This window comes from Ferrimonas futtsuensis DSM 18154 (genome assembly GCF_000422645.1).
Taxonomy (GTDB): domain Bacteria; phylum Pseudomonadota; class Gammaproteobacteria; order Enterobacterales; family Shewanellaceae; genus Ferrimonas; species Ferrimonas futtsuensis.
Genome location: NZ_AUGL01000011.1, coordinates 19,668 through 37,992 on the forward strand (window position 1 = coordinate 19,668; position 18,325 = coordinate 37,992).

At 60.5% G+C, this 18,325-nt stretch carries 18 protein-coding genes; 12 read left to right on the top strand and 6 right to left on the bottom strand.

Features of this window, described 5'->3' with window-relative positions; all coding sequences use genetic code 11:
- The first annotated feature begins 57 nt into the window (after nt 1-57).
- The 4 genes from G505_RS0109190 (at nt 58) to G505_RS21135 (ending at nt 3,497) form a co-directional block, all read left to right on the top strand.
- The gene (locus G505_RS0109190) at nt 58-255 is read left to right on the top strand and encodes a hypothetical protein (protein WP_028109288.1); all 198 of its coding nucleotides are present in this window, start codon (nt 58-60) and stop codon (nt 253-255) included.
- A gap of 93 nt (nt 256-348) precedes the next feature.
- Nucleotides 349-1,593: a B12-binding domain-containing radical SAM protein gene (locus tag G505_RS0109195; protein ID WP_028109289.1), complete on the top strand. Its 1,245-nt coding sequence runs from the start codon at nt 349-351 to the stop codon at nt 1,591-1,593.
- Nucleotides 1,594-1,601: 8 nt separating this feature from the next.
- On the top strand, nt 1,602-2,492 hold the full coding sequence (locus tag G505_RS0109200; protein ID WP_028109290.1) for an ABC transporter six-transmembrane domain-containing protein: 891 nt from the start codon (nt 1,602-1,604) through the stop codon (nt 2,490-2,492).
- Nucleotides 2,493-2,555: 63 nt separating this feature from the next.
- Entirely contained in the window at nt 2,556-3,497 is a 942-nt protein-coding gene (locus G505_RS21135) for a helix-turn-helix domain-containing protein (RefSeq protein ID WP_051216029.1), read from the top strand.
- Between the two features lie 62 nt (nt 3,498-3,559).
- Here G505_RS21135 and gorA read toward each other — a convergent pair whose 3' ends face one another.
- The 4 genes from gorA to G505_RS21150 form a co-directional block, all read right to left on the bottom strand.
- Nucleotides 3,560-4,915, bottom strand: a complete 1,356-nt coding sequence (gene gorA, locus G505_RS0109210; RefSeq protein ID WP_028109291.1) for a glutathione-disulfide reductase — start codon at nt 4,913-4,915, stop codon at nt 3,560-3,562.
- Between the two features lie 140 nt (nt 4,916-5,055).
- Complete coding sequence (locus G505_RS21140; protein ID WP_051216030.1) at nt 5,056-5,838, bottom strand: glutathione S-transferase family protein; 783 nt, start codon at nt 5,836-5,838, stop codon at nt 5,056-5,058.
- Nucleotides 5,839-5,913: 75 nt separating this feature from the next.
- Nucleotides 5,914-6,441: an RNA polymerase sigma factor SigZ gene (gene sigZ, locus G505_RS21145; protein ID WP_342662886.1), complete on the bottom strand. Its 528-nt coding sequence runs from the start codon at nt 6,439-6,441 to the stop codon at nt 5,914-5,916.
- A gap of 121 nt (nt 6,442-6,562) precedes the next feature.
- The gene (locus tag G505_RS21150) at nt 6,563-7,255 is read right to left on the bottom strand and encodes a porin family protein (RefSeq protein WP_051216031.1); all 693 of its coding nucleotides are present in this window, start codon (nt 7,253-7,255) and stop codon (nt 6,563-6,565) included.
- Nucleotides 7,256-7,652: 397 nt separating this feature from the next.
- Here G505_RS21150 and prlC point away from each other — a divergent pair, with 397 nt between their 5' ends.
- Nucleotides 7,653-9,692: an oligopeptidase A gene (gene prlC / locus G505_RS0109230; RefSeq protein ID WP_028109292.1), complete on the top strand. Its 2,040-nt coding sequence runs from the start codon at nt 7,653-7,655 to the stop codon at nt 9,690-9,692.
- Nucleotides 9,693-9,735: 43 nt separating this feature from the next.
- Here the strand turns inward: prlC and G505_RS0109235 are convergent, their stop codons facing one another.
- Nucleotides 9,736-10,350 (bottom strand): hypothetical protein, encoded by a 615-nt coding sequence (locus tag G505_RS0109235; protein ID WP_028109293.1) that lies wholly within the window; start codon nt 10,348-10,350, stop codon nt 9,736-9,738.
- Between the two features lie 390 nt (nt 10,351-10,740).
- Here G505_RS0109235 and G505_RS0109240 point away from each other — a divergent pair, with 390 nt between their 5' ends.
- Entirely contained in the window at nt 10,741-11,457 is a 717-nt protein-coding gene (locus tag G505_RS0109240; RefSeq protein ID WP_028109294.1) for a TetR/AcrR family transcriptional regulator, read from the top strand.
- Between the two features lie 101 nt (nt 11,458-11,558).
- The gene (locus G505_RS0109245; RefSeq protein ID WP_028109295.1) at nt 11,559-12,314 is read left to right on the top strand and encodes a class I SAM-dependent methyltransferase; all 756 of its coding nucleotides are present in this window, start codon (nt 11,559-11,561) and stop codon (nt 12,312-12,314) included.
- A gap of 8 nt (nt 12,315-12,322) precedes the next feature.
- Here the strand turns inward: G505_RS0109245 and G505_RS23045 are convergent, their stop codons facing one another.
- Nucleotides 12,323-12,472 (bottom strand): hypothetical protein, encoded by a 150-nt coding sequence (locus G505_RS23045; RefSeq protein WP_157509149.1) that lies wholly within the window; start codon nt 12,470-12,472, stop codon nt 12,323-12,325.
- An 81-nt stretch (nt 12,473-12,553) separates the two neighbouring features.
- On the opposite strand from G505_RS23045, the gene G505_RS21155 reads away from it, so the two are divergent.
- The 5 genes from G505_RS21155 to G505_RS21160 all read left to right on the top strand — a co-directional run bounded on the left by G505_RS21155 (nt 12,554) and on the right by G505_RS21160 (nt 18,192).
- Nucleotides 12,554-12,967: a GNAT family N-acetyltransferase gene (locus G505_RS21155; RefSeq protein ID WP_169628208.1), complete on the top strand. Its 414-nt coding sequence runs from the start codon at nt 12,554-12,556 to the stop codon at nt 12,965-12,967.
- 172 nt (nt 12,968-13,139) lie between these two features.
- Nucleotides 13,140-14,774, top strand: a complete 1,635-nt coding sequence (locus G505_RS0109260) for a diguanylate cyclase (protein WP_028109296.1) — start codon at nt 13,140-13,142, stop codon at nt 14,772-14,774.
- 61 nt (nt 14,775-14,835) lie between these two features.
- A complete protein-coding gene (gene ftnA, locus G505_RS0109265) occupies nt 14,836-15,369 on the top strand; it encodes a non-heme ferritin (protein ID WP_028109297.1) in 534 nt (177 codons plus the stop codon).
- 67 nt (nt 15,370-15,436) lie between these two features.
- On the top strand, nt 15,437-16,750 hold the full coding sequence (locus G505_RS0109270; protein ID WP_028109298.1) for an MFS transporter: 1,314 nt from the start codon (nt 15,437-15,439) through the stop codon (nt 16,748-16,750).
- A gap of 8 nt (nt 16,751-16,758) precedes the next feature.
- A complete protein-coding gene (locus G505_RS21160; RefSeq protein ID WP_051216033.1) occupies nt 16,759-18,192 on the top strand; it encodes a DUF4145 domain-containing protein in 1,434 nt (477 codons plus the stop codon).
- The last annotated feature ends 133 nt before the right edge of the window (nt 18,193-18,325 follow it).

Genomic DNA, 18,325 nt, shown 5'->3' on the forward strand with positions numbered 1-18,325 from the left:
ACACTTTCTGAGGCTCAGGTTCGTTTACATTGGTGGCATATTGAGTTGGGGGAATCTATGAGCAGCGAATTCTTGTTTTCCTATGGTCTCGGCATCCTGCTGACGCTGTGGGTGGTTTGGGATCTGGTGAGCGGCAGTGCCTATCTGTGGCATCGCCATAAGCGGTCCGAAGAGCCCGGCCTCTACTGGCTGGCCATGCTGCTCTGGAGTGCCCTGGCACTGACCTGTTTTACCTACCCCTACTGGAACCTTTAAGGTGTCGCCCACCGCCTGAGTCTTGTCAGACAGAGGGCGGGTGGGCACTTTTTTTGGGGCTCTATGGTCCTGGTTGTTTTTCATGGAGTGTTTATGCGGATAGCGGCGATCAAAGTGTGTCAGGAGTCGGGATTCAAATCCTACAAGGCGTATCAGGCCTCTCCGCCTCAGGGGATCTTCTCCCTGGCAGCGGCCACTCCAAAGCCTCATCAGGTGACCATTCTGGATGAAACCATAGGGGACGCCTTGCCGGAGGAGCACCAGTTCGACCTGTTGGTGCTGTTCGCCAGTACCCCGGACATCAGCCGAGCTTATTCATTGGCGGACAGCCAGCGAGCTCTCGGAGTGCCTGTGGTGTTGGCCGGTTTGCATGTGTCCGCCCTGCCGGAGGAGGCGCAGTTGCACGCCGATGCGGTGATGGTCGGGGAGGCGGAACAGGCGTGGCCGCAGCTGCTGGCGGACCTGGCTCAGGGGGCCCTCAAGCCCAGAAATCAGGGGCAGGGTTCGCTGGATCTGGCTACCCTGAATCCCTGGCCTATGGATGCCCGGCTCAGCAAGCGCTACGGCTGTTGGGGCGTCCTGGTGGGCCGTGGCTGCCGACACAGCTGCAGCTACTGCACGGTGCGGCCCTTCTTTAAACGGGAAGCGTTTCGTCCTGTGGATCAGGTCGTGGCAGAGATACGGGCCAGCGGCTGTCAGTCACTGGAGCTGCACTGCGACAACCTTTGTGCCGATCGGGATTACGCCCTGTCGCTGTTTCGTGCCCTGACGCCGCTGAATATTCACTGGGTAGGCGAAGCCACCCTGGACTTCGTCGAAGATGAGGAGTTGCTGGCGGCGGCGGTGGCATCCGGGCTGTGGTATCTGCTGATTGGCCTGGAGACGGTTTCCCAGGAGGCCCTGAAGGGGGCTGGCAAGAATTTCATCAAGGTGGACAGGGCTAAAGCGCTGATCGAAAGGCTGCACAGCTACAACGTCATTGTCGACAGCTGTCTGCTGTTCGGCTTCGATCAGCACGACGGCGGCATCTTCGAGCGCACGCTGGCCTTTGTGGACGAGATTAAGCTGGACGTTCCCCAGCCCAATATTCTGACCCCTTTTCCCGGCACCAAGCTCTACAACCAGCTCGACAGGCAGGGCCGTCTTTTGACCCGGGACTGGCAAAGATACGACTGCTCCCAGGGGGTGTTTCAGCCAGCCCAGATGAGCGTTCAGGAGCTGGAGCAGGGGGTGGCCTGGTTGAACGACGAGCTGTGGAGTGCCAAAAGGACGCTGGGCCGATTCGGCCGGGTGGTGTCCATGCAGGGGTTCTCTGTGGCCACCTCTCTGTTCCTCTGAACCAAAACATGAGCCCTTTATCCTCACCCTGGCCGCAGCGGCTGAGTCTGATGGCCCTGTGGCAACGTTTTCCGGGAAAAATTGTCCTGACCGTCCTGTTGGTGATGGTGGAAAATGCCCTGCTGGTGATGATTCCCCTGGCCCTGGGTTGGGGCATTGATGGGGTGATGGCGGGCAGTGCCTCGGGGATCTGGCCTTTGGCCATCCTGCTGGTCAGCGTGACCCTGGCGGTGATGGTGCGACGGCTGTATGACACTCGAGCCTATGGTGCCATCCGGGTAGAGCTGGGCAGTGAAGTGGGCAGGCGACTGGCAAGCCAGCCCCTGTCGGTACGCAGCGCCCGGCTGGATATGAGCCGGGAGCTGGTGGACTTTCTGGAGAACGAGCTGCCGCCGCTGCTGACGGCCATCATTCAGTTGCTGGCTGCCCTGATTATCCTGTCGGGTTTTGCCTGGGCTCTTGGCGCGGCGGCCCTGCTCACGGCCTTGGTGATGCTGGGGGCCTACAGCCTGTTTCATCCGCGGTATCGGCGTCTGAACCACCTGATTAACCGCCAGCAGGAGCGCCAGGTCAGGGTGTTGCAACAGTCATCCGGGGAGAGCCTGTTGCTTCATCTGGTCCGGTTGCGCCATCGAGAGATTCAACTGTCCGATACCGATGCCCTGATGTATGGCCTGCTTTACCTGATGCAGTTTGCCTTCATCCTGGCAAACCTGATGCTGGCGGCAATCTGGGTGGTTCAACCCAGCGCCGGCACCCTCTTCGCCATCGTCACCTACAGCTGGGAGTTTGTGGAGGCGGCAGTGATGTTGCCGGTGGCGCTGCAGGGTGTCTCACGGCTGCAGTCCATCAGCGCCAGGCTGATGGCTGTGGGGTCTGGCGCTGAGAGCGCACACTGAGATGGCCTTTTTCTCCGAGGCGGGTCATCATCACTGCATCTTCCAAGCTGAGAGAGTCTTAGGGTGTCACAGAAACCCTCGCTGCCGGCCCCGCACAATCTGGTGCCGGAACTGCAACTGGTGGAGCCATTGCCGCCGCACTGGCGCAAGCGCTTCGAGAAAGCCATTGGCTTTATGATGGCCAATCTGGATGAGGTGCCCCCCCCAAGCTGGGATGAAGTGGCAGCCCATTGCGCCATCTCCCCTCACCATTTTCACCGCATCTTTCATTCGGTGTTCCACCAGACCCCGGGTCAGTACCTGAGCCGGATGCGGTTGCAGACCGCGGTGCACCTGCTGCTGGCCTCGGCAAAGCGCAGCGTCACCGAGATCGCTCACGCCACCGGCTACTCCTCCTCTCAGGCCCTGGCCAAGGCGCTCAAAAGAGAGCTGGGCACCAGTGCCAGGGCGATTCGGGCGCTGGGCAAGGACTCGGAGCTGCATGAGCTGGGTCAGTTGCTGGAGCAGCTGGGGCATCCCAAGCCAGAGGCCGGCAGTCTGGAGAGCCAGCTGGTGGCCGGGGTCGAGTGTGAGTTGCTGTCGCAGCCCCGGCGAACCCTCAAGGGACGACGGCTGACGGCGCCCAGCCTGGAGCAGCTGTGTGACCTTGGGGCGTCGGTGGGGGCGCAGCCACTGCTGATGGTGTCTGACGTGACCGCCCAGCTCACCGCCAACCTGTTCGATTATAAAATGGATGTCGGAGTGCGGGTGGACGAAGCGTCTACGCAGGGCGGAAGTGGGGTTATTCGGACTCTGCCCGCGGGTGATTATCTCTGTTGTCGGGTGGCCCTGGCGTCGGAGACCGCCTACTTTGCGGTGTGGGACAAGTTGCTCCATGAAGTGGTGCGCCAGGGGCTGGATTTGCCGGAAGAGGGGATGGCGGTGGAGATTGTCGAGAACCCCGCTGAGATGACCCGGGATGTGTGGGTGATGACCCTGCAGCTGCAGGTAGACAGGGTGGAATAGCCCGGGTGAATAACACAAAAAAGCCGCTCCCATGAGCGGCTTTTTGCATTCTGTGCCTGCGCTTAGCGCATGGTGACAAACTCTTCGGCGCTGGTGGGGTGCAGGGCCACGGTGTTGTCGAAGTCCGCCTTGGTGGCGCCCATCTTGATGGCCACGGCGAAGCCCTGGAGGATCTCATCCATGCCGAAGCCGATGCCGTGCAGGCCGACGATCTTCTCCTCGGGACCGGCGCACACCAGTTTCATTTGGGTCTGCTGGCGGTGGGCGGTGACCGCGGTGTACATGGCGGCAAAGCCTGAGGTGTACACCTTGACGTTTTCCTCGCCATACTGCTCCACCGCCTGAGGCTCGGTGAGGCCAATGGTGCCAATGGCCGGGTGGCTGAACACCACGGTGGGCACCAGTGAGTAATCCATCTTGGCATTGGGCTGGTTGCCGAACAGGCGCTCAGACAGTTGACGACCCGCCTTGACCGCCACCGGCGTCAGTTCGATGCCGCCCTCCATGATGTCGCCCACGGTGTAGATGCCGGGCACATTGGTGTTCTGGTACTCATCCACCGGGATGAAGCCGCGCTCGTTGGTCTTGACCCCGGATGCCTCGATGTTGATCACGTCGGTGGCCGGTTCACGGCCGATGGCCCAGATCAGGCTGTCCACATTGAGGCTGTTGCCGTTCTCCAGCTTCAGGGTCAGGCTGCCGTCGGACTCTTTCACCACCTCGCTGGGGATGGAGTGGGTGTGCAGGGTCGGCCCCTCCTTCTCCATCAGCTCCACCAGGGTCTGGGTGATCAGCGGATCGAAGTTGCGCAGTGGTGCGTGCTTGCGCACCAGCAGGTGGGTTTCGCTGCCCAGGGAGTGCAGTACCCCGGCCAGTTCTACGGCGATGTAACCGGCGCCCACCACCGCCACCCGCTTGGGCTGCTCGGTGAGGGCGAAGAAGCCGTTTGAGTCGATGCCGTGTTCGGCGCCGGGGATGTTGGGGATGGTGGGGCGACCGCCGGTGGCGATCAGGATGTTCGGGGCGGTGTAGTGTTCGCCGTTCACCTCGAGGGTGCGCTCATCGACAAACTTGCCGAAGCCGTTGACCAGGGTGACGCCGTTGGCGTCCAAGCCACGGTTGTAGCCGCCGTGAATGCGCTCGATGTAGGCTTCGCGGCTTGCCACCAGCTTGCCCCAGTCGAATTTGTTGAGGGTGAGATCGAAGCCGTAATCCGGGCCGTAGAGGTTGACCGCCTCCGCCACCTGGGCGCCGAACCACATCACCTTCTTGGGCACGCAACCGACGTTCACGCAGGTTCCGCCCAGGTGCTTGGCCTCGATAAGCAGCACCTTGGCGCCGCGCATGGCGGCCCGGTTGGCGGAAGCGATGCCGCCGCTGCCGGCACCGAGAACGATATAGTCAAATTGCTGAGCCATGGAAAAAATCCTTTGATGGTGAGCTGTGAATTGGCAGAACTAGCCTAAGTTAACTCTGATCTGGGGCCGGCCTCAAACGAAAACAAGGGATTGGTCTAATCGGATTAGGCGGAGGGAAGCTCCGCCTGGGTGGGTGAGAATCAGCCACAGCAGCCGCTGTCGCCACACTGGCTGGCGGTGGTGTCGCAGGCCTGGAGTTGAGTGCAGCACTTCAGTTCGGTGCATTGCTGCTCCAGGGTGTGAGCATCGCAATCGCACTTGGGGCAGTGCTGGCGCAGGCGTCCCAGCAGGGTGCGCTCAGACAGGTAGTACTCTTCGAAGCGCTCCATAAAGGCAGTGGAGACACTGGGGGCGGTCAGGCCGCTGTCCAGAATGGCGCTCTGCCAGGCTTGCACCTTAGGGAAACCGGCCAGGAAGTCGTAACCGGTTTTCTCCTTGATGATCCAGGCCCGGTGCAGCACCGGCAGCCAGGCGATGTCCACCATGGAGGGGCTATTACTGTTGAAGTAGCGGTGAGTGCCTAGCGCCTTTTCCACCTTGGTGAAGGCACCGGCCAGTTTGGCGCTGCGCTCCACCAGGGTCTCGATGTCGGCGCTGCTCTGAGCGGAACATTGGACCAGGTATTGCTTGCTGCCCAGGGTGCTCCAGGCCCGATTGAGTGCCTTCTGCTCCGGGGTGAGCTCCGGCTGCAGCGGGCCGAAGCTGTCCTCCAGGTACTCGGCAATGGCGTCGGACTCGAACAGGGCGCTGCCCTGTTCGGTCAGCAGCAGCGGCACCTGGCCGTTGGGGGAGATCTCCAGGAACCAGTCCGGCTTGTTGGCCAGCTCGATGTACTCCACTTGGTAAGGCAGCCCCTTGGCCTCCAGCAGGGCGGTGATGCGCTGGACGAAGGGGCAGATGGTAAAACTGATCACTTTCAGCATGGTGGTCTCCTAAGACATTTTCTGTGATGCCTTACCAGACGCAGGCGCCGATGAAAGGACGCAAAATATTGTTGCTCAGCAGCCGCAGTTGCCTTTTGGGGCATAGGCTTGCACCCCGTCCGGACCGGTTTCCAGGGCGCAGCAGGCCAGGATCTTCTGCCTCAGCTTTTCCCGTCCCCGCTGGACGCGGCTCTTGGCGCCGGAGAGGCTCAATCCCAGCTGCTCGGCCACCTGTTGCTGACTCTTTCCCTCCAGATCCGCCAGGGTCAGGGGCAGGCCGTATTTCTCCGGCAGCTCGTTGATCAGTGGCCGCAGACATTGGGCCAGTTCCTGGTGGGCGATCTCAGCCTGGTCCGCTTCCGGCGCCGGGGGCTCCTGGTCCAGGGGGGCCCAGTCGGGGTGACGACGGTAATGATCCATGATGGCGTTGTGGGCGATGCGGTAGAGCCAGGCTCCCAGGCTCTGCTGCTCCCTGAGTTGATGCTGTTTGCTGTGGGCCTTGAGGAAGATCTCCTGCAGGGTGTCGTCGACGGCGTCCGGATCCGGCAGCCGGGCGGCCGGGCGGCCAGATAGGCGCGAAGTTTGCTCTTGTGGGCCTGCCAGTGATCCAGCATGGGCGTCTCTCCTTGGGGGTTAGTGTCACTGTAAGAGAGGTAAGACGCACGGGGAAAGAAAAAGACGCAAAAAAAGGAGCCGATTGGCTCCCTTTCTGGAAAAGTGGGGATCAGAAGCCGGCGGTGAAATGCAGGCCGACCCAGGTGTGACCATCGTCGTTGCCCACATCCAGCTCGACATCTTTGTCACCTTTCTGGTGTTCGATGATCGCATTGACCGCCCAAGTGTCGTTCAACTGGTATCCCAGAGAAGCTCCAAAAGTGTGGTGGTTGGCTCCATCGTGGTCTGGACTGGCGTAGCCGTAGTCGAACGCGGCAATCACGTAAGGAGTGAAGGTGATCGCCTCGTTGATGGCGAACTCCCGTTGGATGCCAATCTCCAGGAAGCCACCTTCGGCTTCGGTGCTGTAGACATAGTCTACGAAGGGTTCGAACCACTCCAGGCCACCGTAGGCAATACCGGCACCCAGCTCGTTGTCGGACTCACTGTCTTCGAAGAACTCGAGGCGGGTATAACTGCCGTAGAAGCTGAAATCCCCCACTTCAAAGCCGTACTCGATGCCCAGGTTCAGCTCATCGTAGTCGACACTGGAGTCGGCGGCGTAGCCATAGGCGGCGGACAGGGTGATGCCGTTTTCAAAACCTGCGGCGCCATTCAGCCAGTAGATGCCGCCCTTATCGAGGTTGTCACGTCCTTCGGAGATGTACTTGGAGTCGTAGCCAAAGTCCACTTCATAATCTGCTGCAGCTGCTGAGAAGCTGGCCAGCGCCAACATTATGCTGGTGGTCAGGATGGATTTCATTGTAATTACCTATTCGCTGGTACATTGTGATTGCGAGTGAGAATGGATTTTATTCTTATTGGTTATTGCGTTCTGTGAGAGGTCTCCCGAAAACCTTGCCAGGAGCAGGGAATAATCCACTCTGTGTCACAAACGTGGTTTCTACCGGGGTAAAAATGCAGGATTTTGCTCGGTAACGCCCTGTAAAAGCCCGTTTATGTTTCACCGTCACCCAAGTAATAACAATTTAAAAATCTTCATACAAATTGAGGTTGATAGAGTGTGAACTCAATCGGCAGGTCATCCCCTGTCTCAGGCAAAGTTTCAGGTAACACCTTGTTTTTGTCCTGGCTGCGCCCCATGTTGTGTGGAGACACTACCCTTAAATGCGGTTAGCACAGACCAACAAGGAGCCCCCATGACCAACCCCTTGATGAACACGGATCAACTTCCCCTGTTCTCAGCCATTCGACCGGAACATGTTCAGGAAGCGGTGGAACAGGCCCTGACGGCCTGTCGCGACAAGGTGGAGCAGGTGGTGGCCGCCGGTGCCCCCTTTACCTGGGACGGCCTGGTGGAGCCGTTGGAGGAGGCGGACGATCATCTGGGCAAAATCTGGTCACCGGTCAGTCACATGAACTCCGTGGTCAGCAACGATGAGTTGCGGGAAGCCCACGATGCCTGCCTGCCGGCCCTGTCTGAGTACGGCACCTGGGTGGGTCAGCATAAGGGGTTGTATCAGGCCTACAAATCTCTGAGGGAGTCCGGACACTATGAGACTCTGACCCTGGCGCAGAAGAAGGTGATCGACAACGCCCTGCGAGACTTTGAGCTGTCCGGCATTGGCCTGGATGAGGCGAAACAGAAACGCTTTGGCGAGATTCGCATGCGTCTGTCCGAACTCTCCAGCCAGTACGCCAACCGGGTGTTGGATGCCACCAATGCCTGGACCAAACAGATCTCGGACGTGGCTCAACTGGCTGGCCTGCCGGAGAGCGCCATCGCCGCCGCGCGTCAGACCGCCGAACAGCGCGGCCACGAGGGTTACCTGCTGACCCTGGAGTTTCCCTCCTACATCGCGGTGATGACCTACGCCGATGATGCCGAGCTGCGCCGGGAGGTGTACACCGCCTACTGCACCCGCGCCTCGGATCAGGGCCCCAACGCCGGCGAGTTTGATAACTCCCCCCTGATGGCGGAGATGCTCTCCCTCAAGCATGAGCTGGCGGGGCTGCTGGGATTCGACAGCTACGCCGATATGTCCCTGGCCACCAAGATGGCGGAGGAGCCGGCCCAGGTGATCTCCTTCCTCAATGAACTGGCCCTGCGCTCCCGTCCTCAGGCCCAGCAGGAGCTGAAACAGCTGACGGCCTATGCCAGAGAGCACCATGGTGCCGGGGAGCTGAACGCCTGGGACATCGCTTATTTCTCCGAGAAGCAGAAGCAGCACCTGTACAGCATCTCCGATGAACAGCTGCGCCCCTACTTCCCTCAGGAGCAGGTGCTCAGCGGCCTGTTCTCCACCGTCGAGAAGCTGTTCGGTGTGACCGTCTCCGAAGTGCAGGGAGTGGATGTCTGGCATGAGGATGTGCGCTATTTCGACATCCATGATGCCCAAGGAGAGTTGCGCGGCAGCTTCTACCTGGATCTGTTTGCCCGTCAGAACAAGCGTGGCGGCGCCTGGATGGACGACTGCCGCGGCCGCCGTCTGCGCATTGCCGGTTTGCAGAGCCCGGTGGCCTACCTGACCTGCAACTTCAACGGCCCGGTGGGAGACAAGCCCGCCCTGTTCACCCACGATGAGGTGGTGACCCTGTTCCACGAGTTTGGCCACGGCATCCACCATATGCTGACCAAGGTGGAGGCCAGCAGTGTCGCCGGCATCAATGGGGTACCCTGGGATGCGGTGGAGCTGCCCAGCCAGTTCCTGGAGAACTGGTGCTGGCAGGAGGAGGCGCTGGCCTTCATCTCCGGCCACTATGAGAGTGGCGAGCCTCTGCCCCATCAGATGTTGGAGAAGATGATGGCGGCCAAGAACTACCAGAGCGCCATGATGATGGTGCGCCAGCTGGAGTTTTCCCTGTTCGACTTCCGTCTTCACCTGGAATACCAGCCTGAGCTCGGTGACCGGATTCAACAGACCCTGAACCAGGTACGCGACCAGGTCTCGGTGATCAAGGCGCCTGAGTTTAACCGCTTCCAGCACGGTTTCAGCCACATCTTCGCCGGGGGCTATGCGGCTGGCTACTACAGCTACAAGTGGGCCGAGGTGCTGTCCGCCGATGCCTTCAGCCGTTTCGAGGAGGAGGGGATCTTCAGCCCGCAGGTGGGCGCCGATTTCCTGGATTGCATCCTGGAGCGTGGTGGCAGCGAGGAGCCCATGGAGCTGTTCAAGCGATTCCGTGGCCGCGAGCCGGAGATTGACGCCCTGCTGCGTCACAGCGGCATCGCCGCCTAAACAGAAACGAGGCCCATTCGGGCCTCTTTTTTTGGGAGAATGCCTAGAAGTAGAAGCGGGTTTCCAGCAACAGGCTATTGGCGACCTCGTTGTGCTCGGCCCTCAGATTGAGGGCGATTTGAGGCGTGGGGTAGAACACCAGGCCGACGCTGGAGTGGTTCCACTGTTTATCGAACTCCTTGGCCACCTGGTGGCGAATCTCCAGGTCCAGCTGGCTGGTGAGTTTGCCCCGAATCTGGAAGGCCACCACCGGAGAGATGGAGTACTCCTTCAGATCCCCCTGGCTCCAACTGGCCAGGCTGGTGCCCACCCCAACCAGGAAATCCCAGTGTTCGTCCCCGGCAATCCGGTAGTCGAGCCGGGCCTGGAATCGGTTGAGGGCGGCGCTCTGATACTGTTGCCCCTCCTCCTGCCAGTTCATCTCCGCATTGATGTCGAGCAACCAACGCTGATTCAACTGGGCCAGTGCACCGGCAGAGAGTTGCATGCCGCTGTCGTCGGTGGCGTGGATCTTCGCCAGTGCCGCATGGGCGTAGTTGTAGTCCACCGGGGTGAGGTAGTCGTCAAACCAGTTATCCAGCCACTGACACAGGTCGCCGCACATGGCGAAGCCAGGTGCAGGAAGCAGTGCAATTAAGAGCGGGGTGGCACGGATCACAGTGGACTCCTCTGATTGTGTGACCCATTGAGTACCTGATCCTGACCGAAGATAAAAGGACAGTTTGATGCCGGGTGAATAATCTTCGATCCTGGTCAAACTTTTGCCACCCCAATTTAAGTTATCTCCGGTTAACGTCGATGTAACCCTTATGGCACAAGCTGTCTCGCTTGTTTTTTGCTTCTTCTGCTGGCAGGGCGAAAGGTGCAGTTCGAATGATATTTTGACCTGTGTCAGTTTTTCCCGAGAAAGTTTCGCAACCCTTTGTTTCTAATGGGAATGCTTCTGTAAGTGCGATCTATATCTCGGAAGGGGTATCTGGAATCTGGTTATATATCCGCATTGTGCCGGTAGCGTGCCGCGCCCTTGGCAAACAGGAGTAAAAGGACGATGAGTAAATCAGATTTATACAAGGTTAGGGAAACCCGCATTCTGTTGGCTGCCCTGAATACCGCGAGCAGCAAAGGTGCTCTCGACTTTCGTATGGCCGATGTTGCTCGCGCCGCCGAGTGCTCTGTCGGAACCCTCTACGGTCACTTCATCAGCAAAGAAGATATGATGGCCGCATTGGTGCAGGTGGGTTTGACTCGCCGTACCGAATTCGCCAAGCGTCTGTCCTCGCTGGAACTGAGCGGTATGGAACGATTCGTCAGCCTGCTGGTGCTGGAGCAACAGCGTCTGGCCCATGACGATATCCTGGCCCAACTGGAACTGCTGGTCTGCTACAGCGATCTGTGGCGTCGTGCCGCCGACAAGCGTGTGGCTGCCCTGAGAGATGCCTCCGAAGAGTTTGACCGCCAGCTGGATGAGGCATTGGTGGTCGCTGAGAAAGAGGGGTATCGCCTCAACGAAGAGCAGCGTGCCCGCCTGACCGCCCGTGGCCGTGCTGCGGTGCTGGGCAGTCAACTGCAAACCTCTCGCCAGACCCTGATGCCCTGCGGTGTCATGGCCGGTGAAGGTGAGTTCTTCAATGTGCTGGCGGACATCGTTCGCTGCGGTAATGGTCCTGTTCTGGATGGCAATGAGTGGCTGGGTAAGTGCCAGAGCGCCCTGGAACTGGGTCGTGAAATGATTGCACAACCTGTGCTGGGTCAGGTCGCTGCCTGAACCCCGGCATAGTCGTCAAAGCGCGCCCAGATGGCGCGCTTTTTTTGTGCCTGTGTCTGGCCATGGGTATACTTCCGCCATCGATACTCCCCGGACTGATCATGTACTCCCTTTATCTGGACTCACAGGGCGATGACGCCCAGCGATTGCCCGACATCGCCCGACGTTGGCAGCTGGAGCATAGCGAGACTTCCCCGTTTTCACTGGGCTTTGAGCAGGGGCAGCTCAGCCTGAGACTCAGGGATGAGCCCAAAACAGGCGCCATCAGTGTGGATCTGGCGTCCGGTGCGGCCGCACACAGGCGCAAGTTTGGTGGTGGCCGCGGGCAGGCGATCGCCAAGGCGGTGGGCCTCAAGGGGGGCGTCACTCCCCTGGTGGTGGATGGCACGGCCGGTTTGGGGCGGGACAGCTTCGTGCTGGCCAGTCTCGGCTGCCGGGTGATCATGGTGGAGCGTCACCCTGTGGTGGCGGCCCTGTTGGAAGATGGTCTGCGCCGAGCCTGTGAGGACAGCGAGATCGGCCGCTGGGTCACTGAACGGCTCAGCCTGGCCCCGGGGAACAGCATCGACTCCCTGGGGGCGATTGAGCAGGAGGTGGAGGTGGTCTATCTGGATCCCATGTACCCTCACAGAGCCAAGTCCGCCCTGGTGAAGAAGGAGATGCGGGTGTTTCAGCAGCTGGTGGGCAGCGATGAGGATGCCGATGCCCTGCTGGTGCCAGCGCTCAAGCTGGCCCAGAGACGGGTGGTAGTGAAACGGCCCGATTACGCCGAGCACCTGGATGGCCGCGAGCCCACCATGGCCATCGAAACCAAGAAAAACCGCTTCGACGTTTACGTCAAAGCGGCCTTGTCGTAACACTGGGGCTAGCGAGGACTGGTGGGCAGCCGGTCGTACTTTCGGCGTCCGAATATCTGACGGCGGTCGCTGCTCTCTTCGCCGTCCCTGGGCTGAGTGCGGCGATCCTGACTTTGGCGCCGGTCCTCCCGGCGCCGGTCAAACGGATAGCTGTTCATGGCTCCTCCACGACCCGAGCCTGAGTACCCTATCTATAGATATAGACGCTTTTACCTGGCATACAACCCGGAGAGACCCTATTGGCGGCATTGAGTATCGAAGCCTTGCCGGTACAGGCACTGCCCCTGGCGGACCGCTTCTATCGCGATCAGGGTGAGAAGGATCGCTGCCGGCGTCATGACAGGGTGTGGTTTGGTCGGCTGGCGGGGCGTCCTGTGGCGGCAGCCCGCCTCAGTCCCCAAGGCGGAGCGCTGCAGCTGAGAGGGGTGTGGGTGGCGCCCCAACATCGCCGATCCGGCATTGGGGCTGCCCTGGTACGCCAGGTGGTGGCTGCGGCTGGCGAGCCTGTGTGGTGCTTCGCCCAGCCTGAGCTGGTGGCCTGGTACCTGTCCCTGGGTTTTCAATTGGCTGCGGCCCTTCCAGAGAATCAGGCCGCCATGCTGGCGGCTTATCGACGCAGCCACCCTTCACTTCAGGCCTTGTGCCACCCCTGATCCTCGAGGGGTTGCCGCTGAATCTTTGTTTTTATTGATGATTTGTCCTGTGGATGGGCCAATGTTGTTTACCCTGGTCCAATGGCCACGGTGTTACATCGGCACTCTTCGGAAAACTCTCTATACTTACAATAAGTTGGCCATGGATGGTCGCGACCCACATGGATGAGTCATGCTCAAATCCCCTATTCGTCTCTGGCAGCCCCTGGTGCTGATGGTGGTGCTCCTAAGCCTGCTGATGGTGTTCCTTACCCTGGTTTTCGAGTCTCAGATTCGGCAGATGCACCAGGCGAGGCTGCAGCAACTGGCTCAGCTTGGGGCCGGTCTGGTGCTTCATGCTGAATCCTCTGAAACCGGCCTCCGGTCTGGTGCGCTGGCCCAGTTGCTGGAAGGAAGCCAGGCCCGGCTGCAGATTCTGGACGAGACAGGCCGTATTCTGGTGGACTCCCGGGGCGAGAGAGGAGGGCGGGTTGCGGCCTCTTCTCCTGAGCTGAGGCAGGCCATGGCCAGTGGCATCGGCGCAGCTTTGCGCCACGAAGCCTCCCTGGGTGAGGTGTATTTCCTGGCGCTGTCCCTGAGCCAGGGCGATCAGATCCGCCTGGTGCGCGTCTCTGAACCCAACGCCGTTCTTACCGGGGCCCTGATGACCCTCAGATTCTGGGTGCTACTGACCTGGATGCTGGGGTTGTTCGTGGTGCTGACCTTTTGGCGTTGGTTGCGGCTGACCCTGGAGAACGGCCGCCGGGATGCGGCCGCCAGTCAGGAGGTGCAGGTGGTGGCACGAACCCGGGATCTGGCGATGTTGCAGCGCCTCGGCAGCCTGATGTCCGCCTGTACCACTGTGGATGCCGCCTGCAGGGTGATGGAACCCATCGCCGAGCAGTTGCTTCCGGGGGCGCGCGGCAGCATCGCCCTGATCCGGTCGGCTCGTGGACTGAAGATGGTAACCCATTGGGGAGGAGGGTGGCCCGGGCCCCGTGAGTTTGGCTCTGAGGAGTGTTGGGCGCTGCTTAAGGGCAACACCCACCTGAGCTGTGATGAGGGGATAGAGATCCTTTGCGAACATCAGACTCAGCCGGGCAGTCAGCTCTGCATCCCGCTGCTGGCTCAGGGGGAGGCCCTCGGGGTGCTTAGCCTGATGTTTACCGATGAAGTTCAGATGCTGGCGGGCAGGGCGGTGGCGGAATCGATGGCTGAACAGGTGGGTTTGGCTCTGGCTAACATTCGCCTGAGAGACAACCTCAAGGACCAGGCCATTCGAGATCCTCTCTCCGGCCTGTTCAACCGGCGGCATATGATGGAGTTTCTTGAGACGCAACTGGCTCTCAGCGAGCGGCGTCAGGAGCCGTTGTCGATGCTGATGCTGGACATAGACCACTTCAAGAAGTTTAACGATACCTTTGGCCATGACTCCGGTGACTTTGTGATACAGCGGGTGGCCAAGGAGTTGACTGAGCAGGTGCGCAAGTCGGATCTGGTGTGTCGCTATGGCGGTGAGGAGCTGGCGGTGATCTGCCCAGACACCGATGCCACCGGGGCCCTGGATCTGGCCAACAAACTGATCACGGCGATCGCGGCGTTGGAGTTGAATCACAATGGTCAGGCGCTGGGTCGGGTCACCCTGTCCGCCGGCGTCAGTTGCACCTCGGGCAACCCGGTTACCCTGGAGCTGTTGATGAAGATGGCGGATGAGGCGCTCTACAGCGCCAAGCAGAAGGGACGCAATCGGGTGGAGGTGGCGGAGGGGGTGTTGCCCCAAGTGCTGGCTTCCCTGAATTTCCCGGCTCAAACCACTGAACCCGGTTGATATTTGATGCGTAACTAAGAACAATGTCACCAGTTGTAGTTGAAACCGGAGAGTCCCACCCATGCTATCGAAGACCATGATCGACAAGCTCAATGAGCAGATTAACCTGGAGTTTTTCTCCTCCAACCTCTACCTGCAGATGAGTGCCTGGTGTGAGGACAAGGGTTTTGAGGGAGCCGCTGAGTTCCTGAGGGATCACGCCGACGAGGAGATGCAGCACATGCGTCGCCTGTTCACCTACGTCAGCGAGGCTGGCGGCCTGCCCCTGATCGGTCAAATTGAAGCGCCAGACCACAACTTCGAGTCTCTGGCAGACATCTTTGCCAAAACCTACGAGCATGAGCAGCTGGTGACCCGCAGCATCAATGATCTGGCCCACACCGCCTTCTCCACGCAGGATTACTCCACCTTCAATTTCCTGCAGTGGTATGTGGCCGAGCAGCATGAAGAGGAGAAGCTGTTCAAGTCCGTTCTGGATAAGCTGACCCTGGTGGGTGACAGCGGCCAGGGCCTGTACATGATCGACAAGGAGCTGGCACAGCTGGCCCAACAAGAGGGCGCCAGCATCATGCACGACGCCGAAGGCGGTGCCTAAGCCTAATTCACAGACATTTCCTCCAGACTGTGGTGCAATGCCCTGAGTTCACTCTCATGGAGCCACCATGCCACAGTCTCTTCCCGCCCGGACCCTGATTCTGTTCGGGCTGGTTAACCTCCCTCTCTCCATGCTGATGTCGCCTACGGCGGCGATCTTGCCGAACTTCTATATCGACCACACCGCGGTGACCCTGGGCATGATGGCCACGGTAACCCTGGTGTCGCGGTTGTTTGATGGCGTCACCGATCCGGTGATCGGACTGTTGTCTGACCGGCTGGGCTCCCGCAAGCCGCTGATGCTAGTTGGGGCCCTGGTGTGTGCCCTGGCTGTCTGGCAGCTGTTCAGGCCGGCTCCGGAGGCGGGCCTGAGCTACCTGCTGGGCTGGTATCTGTTGCTGGCTCTGGGCTGGACCCTGGTGGAGATCCCGCATTCGGCCATGGCGGCGGAACTGAGCCGTGACTATCAGCAGCGTAATCGCATCTCCATGTGGCGGCAGATCCTTGGCTTCGCCGGCGGCGTGCTGTTTATGGCGTCTCCCATGCTGTTGGGTCAGGGCAAGTCTTTCACGCCAGAGGTGATGGCGGCACTGGCCGCCTTCGTAGCCATGGCACTGCCGGTTACCCTGGTGTGGATGTGCTGGCGGGTGCCTGAGCCCAGGGTGCATGGTCAGCACAGAATCCGTCCCGGTGACATGCTGCAGGTGTTCAGAACTCTGCCCTGGCTGCGCCACTTCCTGCTGACCCAGGTGCTGTTTGGCCTGGCCACCGGCGCCGTCTCCGCGCTGTTTGTCATCTACGCCAGTCAGTACCTGGAGCTGGGGGATTCCATCTCCCGTATTGCGGTGCCCTTTTCCCTGACCATGGCCCTCTCCATGCCGCTGTGGCTGCAACTGCTCAGGCGGATGGACAAGCACAGGCTGTGGGCGTTGTCGGCGCCGGGGATGATGGTGCTGCTGCTGGTGATCGTCAACATTGAGCCCGGTCCTCAAGCCTTGATGCCCATGACCCTGGCGATGATCCTGTTCGGTTCAATGTTGGGTCTGGCGTCTCTGGTATTGCCCTCGATGTTGGGGGATCTGGTGGACGCGGATCTGGCGCTCAATGGCCGGGACAGGGCGGGAATCCTCTTCGCCTTTCAGGCCCTGGTGTTCAAGCTCAATCAGGGGGTGGGGGGCGCCATCGGCCTGAGCATTCCCGCCTGGTTTGGCTTCAGTGCTCAGGGCGCATTGAGTGATTCTGCGGTTACCGGGCTTAAGCTGGCCTTCGCCGGTTGGCCCTGCCTGCTGCTGGCTCCCATGGCAGTGCTGGCCTGGCGTTATCCGCTGGATCGCAAGACCCACTCGGCGTTGGGCGCTACAATGACGGCACAAAATAGTTAGGAGACAACGTGGCCATAAACGATCTGGAGCTGGTTCGCCGAGTGGATCCCGCCCTGCTGGAGGATTATCGGCTGGCGCGAAATTACTGCCTGGATGTGCCGACCCACGCCCTGGTGCACCTGCGCTCAGTGGCCTACAAACTGGTGGAGATTCTGGCCAGCTGTGTGGAGATCAAATTCAAGAGCAAGAATCTCTACGACCGGGTTGAGGTGCTCAACCGTGCCCGGGCCATCGATGTGCGCCTGGCGCGCAAGCTGCACAAGCTGCGAGAGGGGGGCAACAAGGGCGCCCACCCTGAGAAGTACCGCCTGTCCCAGGAACAGTTGGTGGATCTGGCGAAACGGTCGGTGGAGCTGACGGCCGCGGTACTGGCCGAGTCCTACCATACCCTCAAGGCGGCCCCCTGCCCTGACTGGGCGTTTGAACCCCTGGACCAGGTGGCGGGGCGCGAACTCTGTTACCGGGCGGTGATGGAGGAGGACCCCGAGGCTCAGTACCTGGTGGGGATCTCCCTCAAGGCCAAGGGGCTGATGCAGCGGGAGCGGGAGCTCTCCTTCGCCATGGCCAATGACAGTGCCGACATCAACACCGAGGCCTCCCAGCGCCGCCTGTCTCAGGCGGGAGACTGGTTTGAGCGTGCCAGCGACAATCATGCCGGGGCACGCTTCGAGTATGGGGTCGCCCTGATCCACGGCTATGGCGGCCAAGACGATCCCGCCCTTGGGGAAACCCTGGTGCAACAGGCCGCGGAATCTGGCTTGGCGGAGGCTCAGGCGCTGCTGGGTTACTTCTACCTCTCCTCCAGTACCGCCTTCGATCGCGACCTGTCCAAGGCGCAGCATTACCTTCTGCTGGCGGCGGAACAGGACCAGGCGGAAGCGATGGCCAACCTTGGGGTGCTCTATCACCACCACCTGCGCGATGCGGACAAGGCGCTCAGTTATACCCGGCAGGCGGCACAGGCGGGTTATCCGGTGGCCCAGTACCACCTGGCACTGATGCTGGAGCAGCACAAGGAGCCAGACGCTGCCATGGAGTGGCTGCAGCAGGCGGCGGAGCAGAATTATCCCGATGCCATGGCGGCCCTGGCCAGGCACCTGCTCGATGGTGAGAGGCTGACCCCGGACCCCGCTCGCGCCAGCGCCCTGTACCGCAAGGCGATCCGGTATGCCGGTCTGCCCGAAGCGATGTTTGAATTCAGCCTGGCGATCTTCGATAACGAGGTGCCCGATGCCGATCCTGTGGAGGGGGCGGCCCTGCTGCAGGCGGCCTATCACTATGCCGGGAGCCGGGAGCTCCGGGAGGCGATAGAGCAGCTTAGCCCTACCCTGGTGGCCGCCCTGGAATCGGGAGCCGGCAGTGCTGACCGGCAGGAGAGGCTGCAGTTGGCCCGGCGCCGTTTCGATGAACATGGGCTGCCTCTGCCCTTTGAAAGCCGTTAACAAAGCGTAACTTATCCAGCCTTGTCCCCACGCAGGTCATCCAGTAGCGTGGTGGCTGGGTTGGTCTGCCGGCGAACTTTTGTGGCCTGCAGCCCCCTAACCAAAGAGACATACCTGAACACTTCTCGGGTGT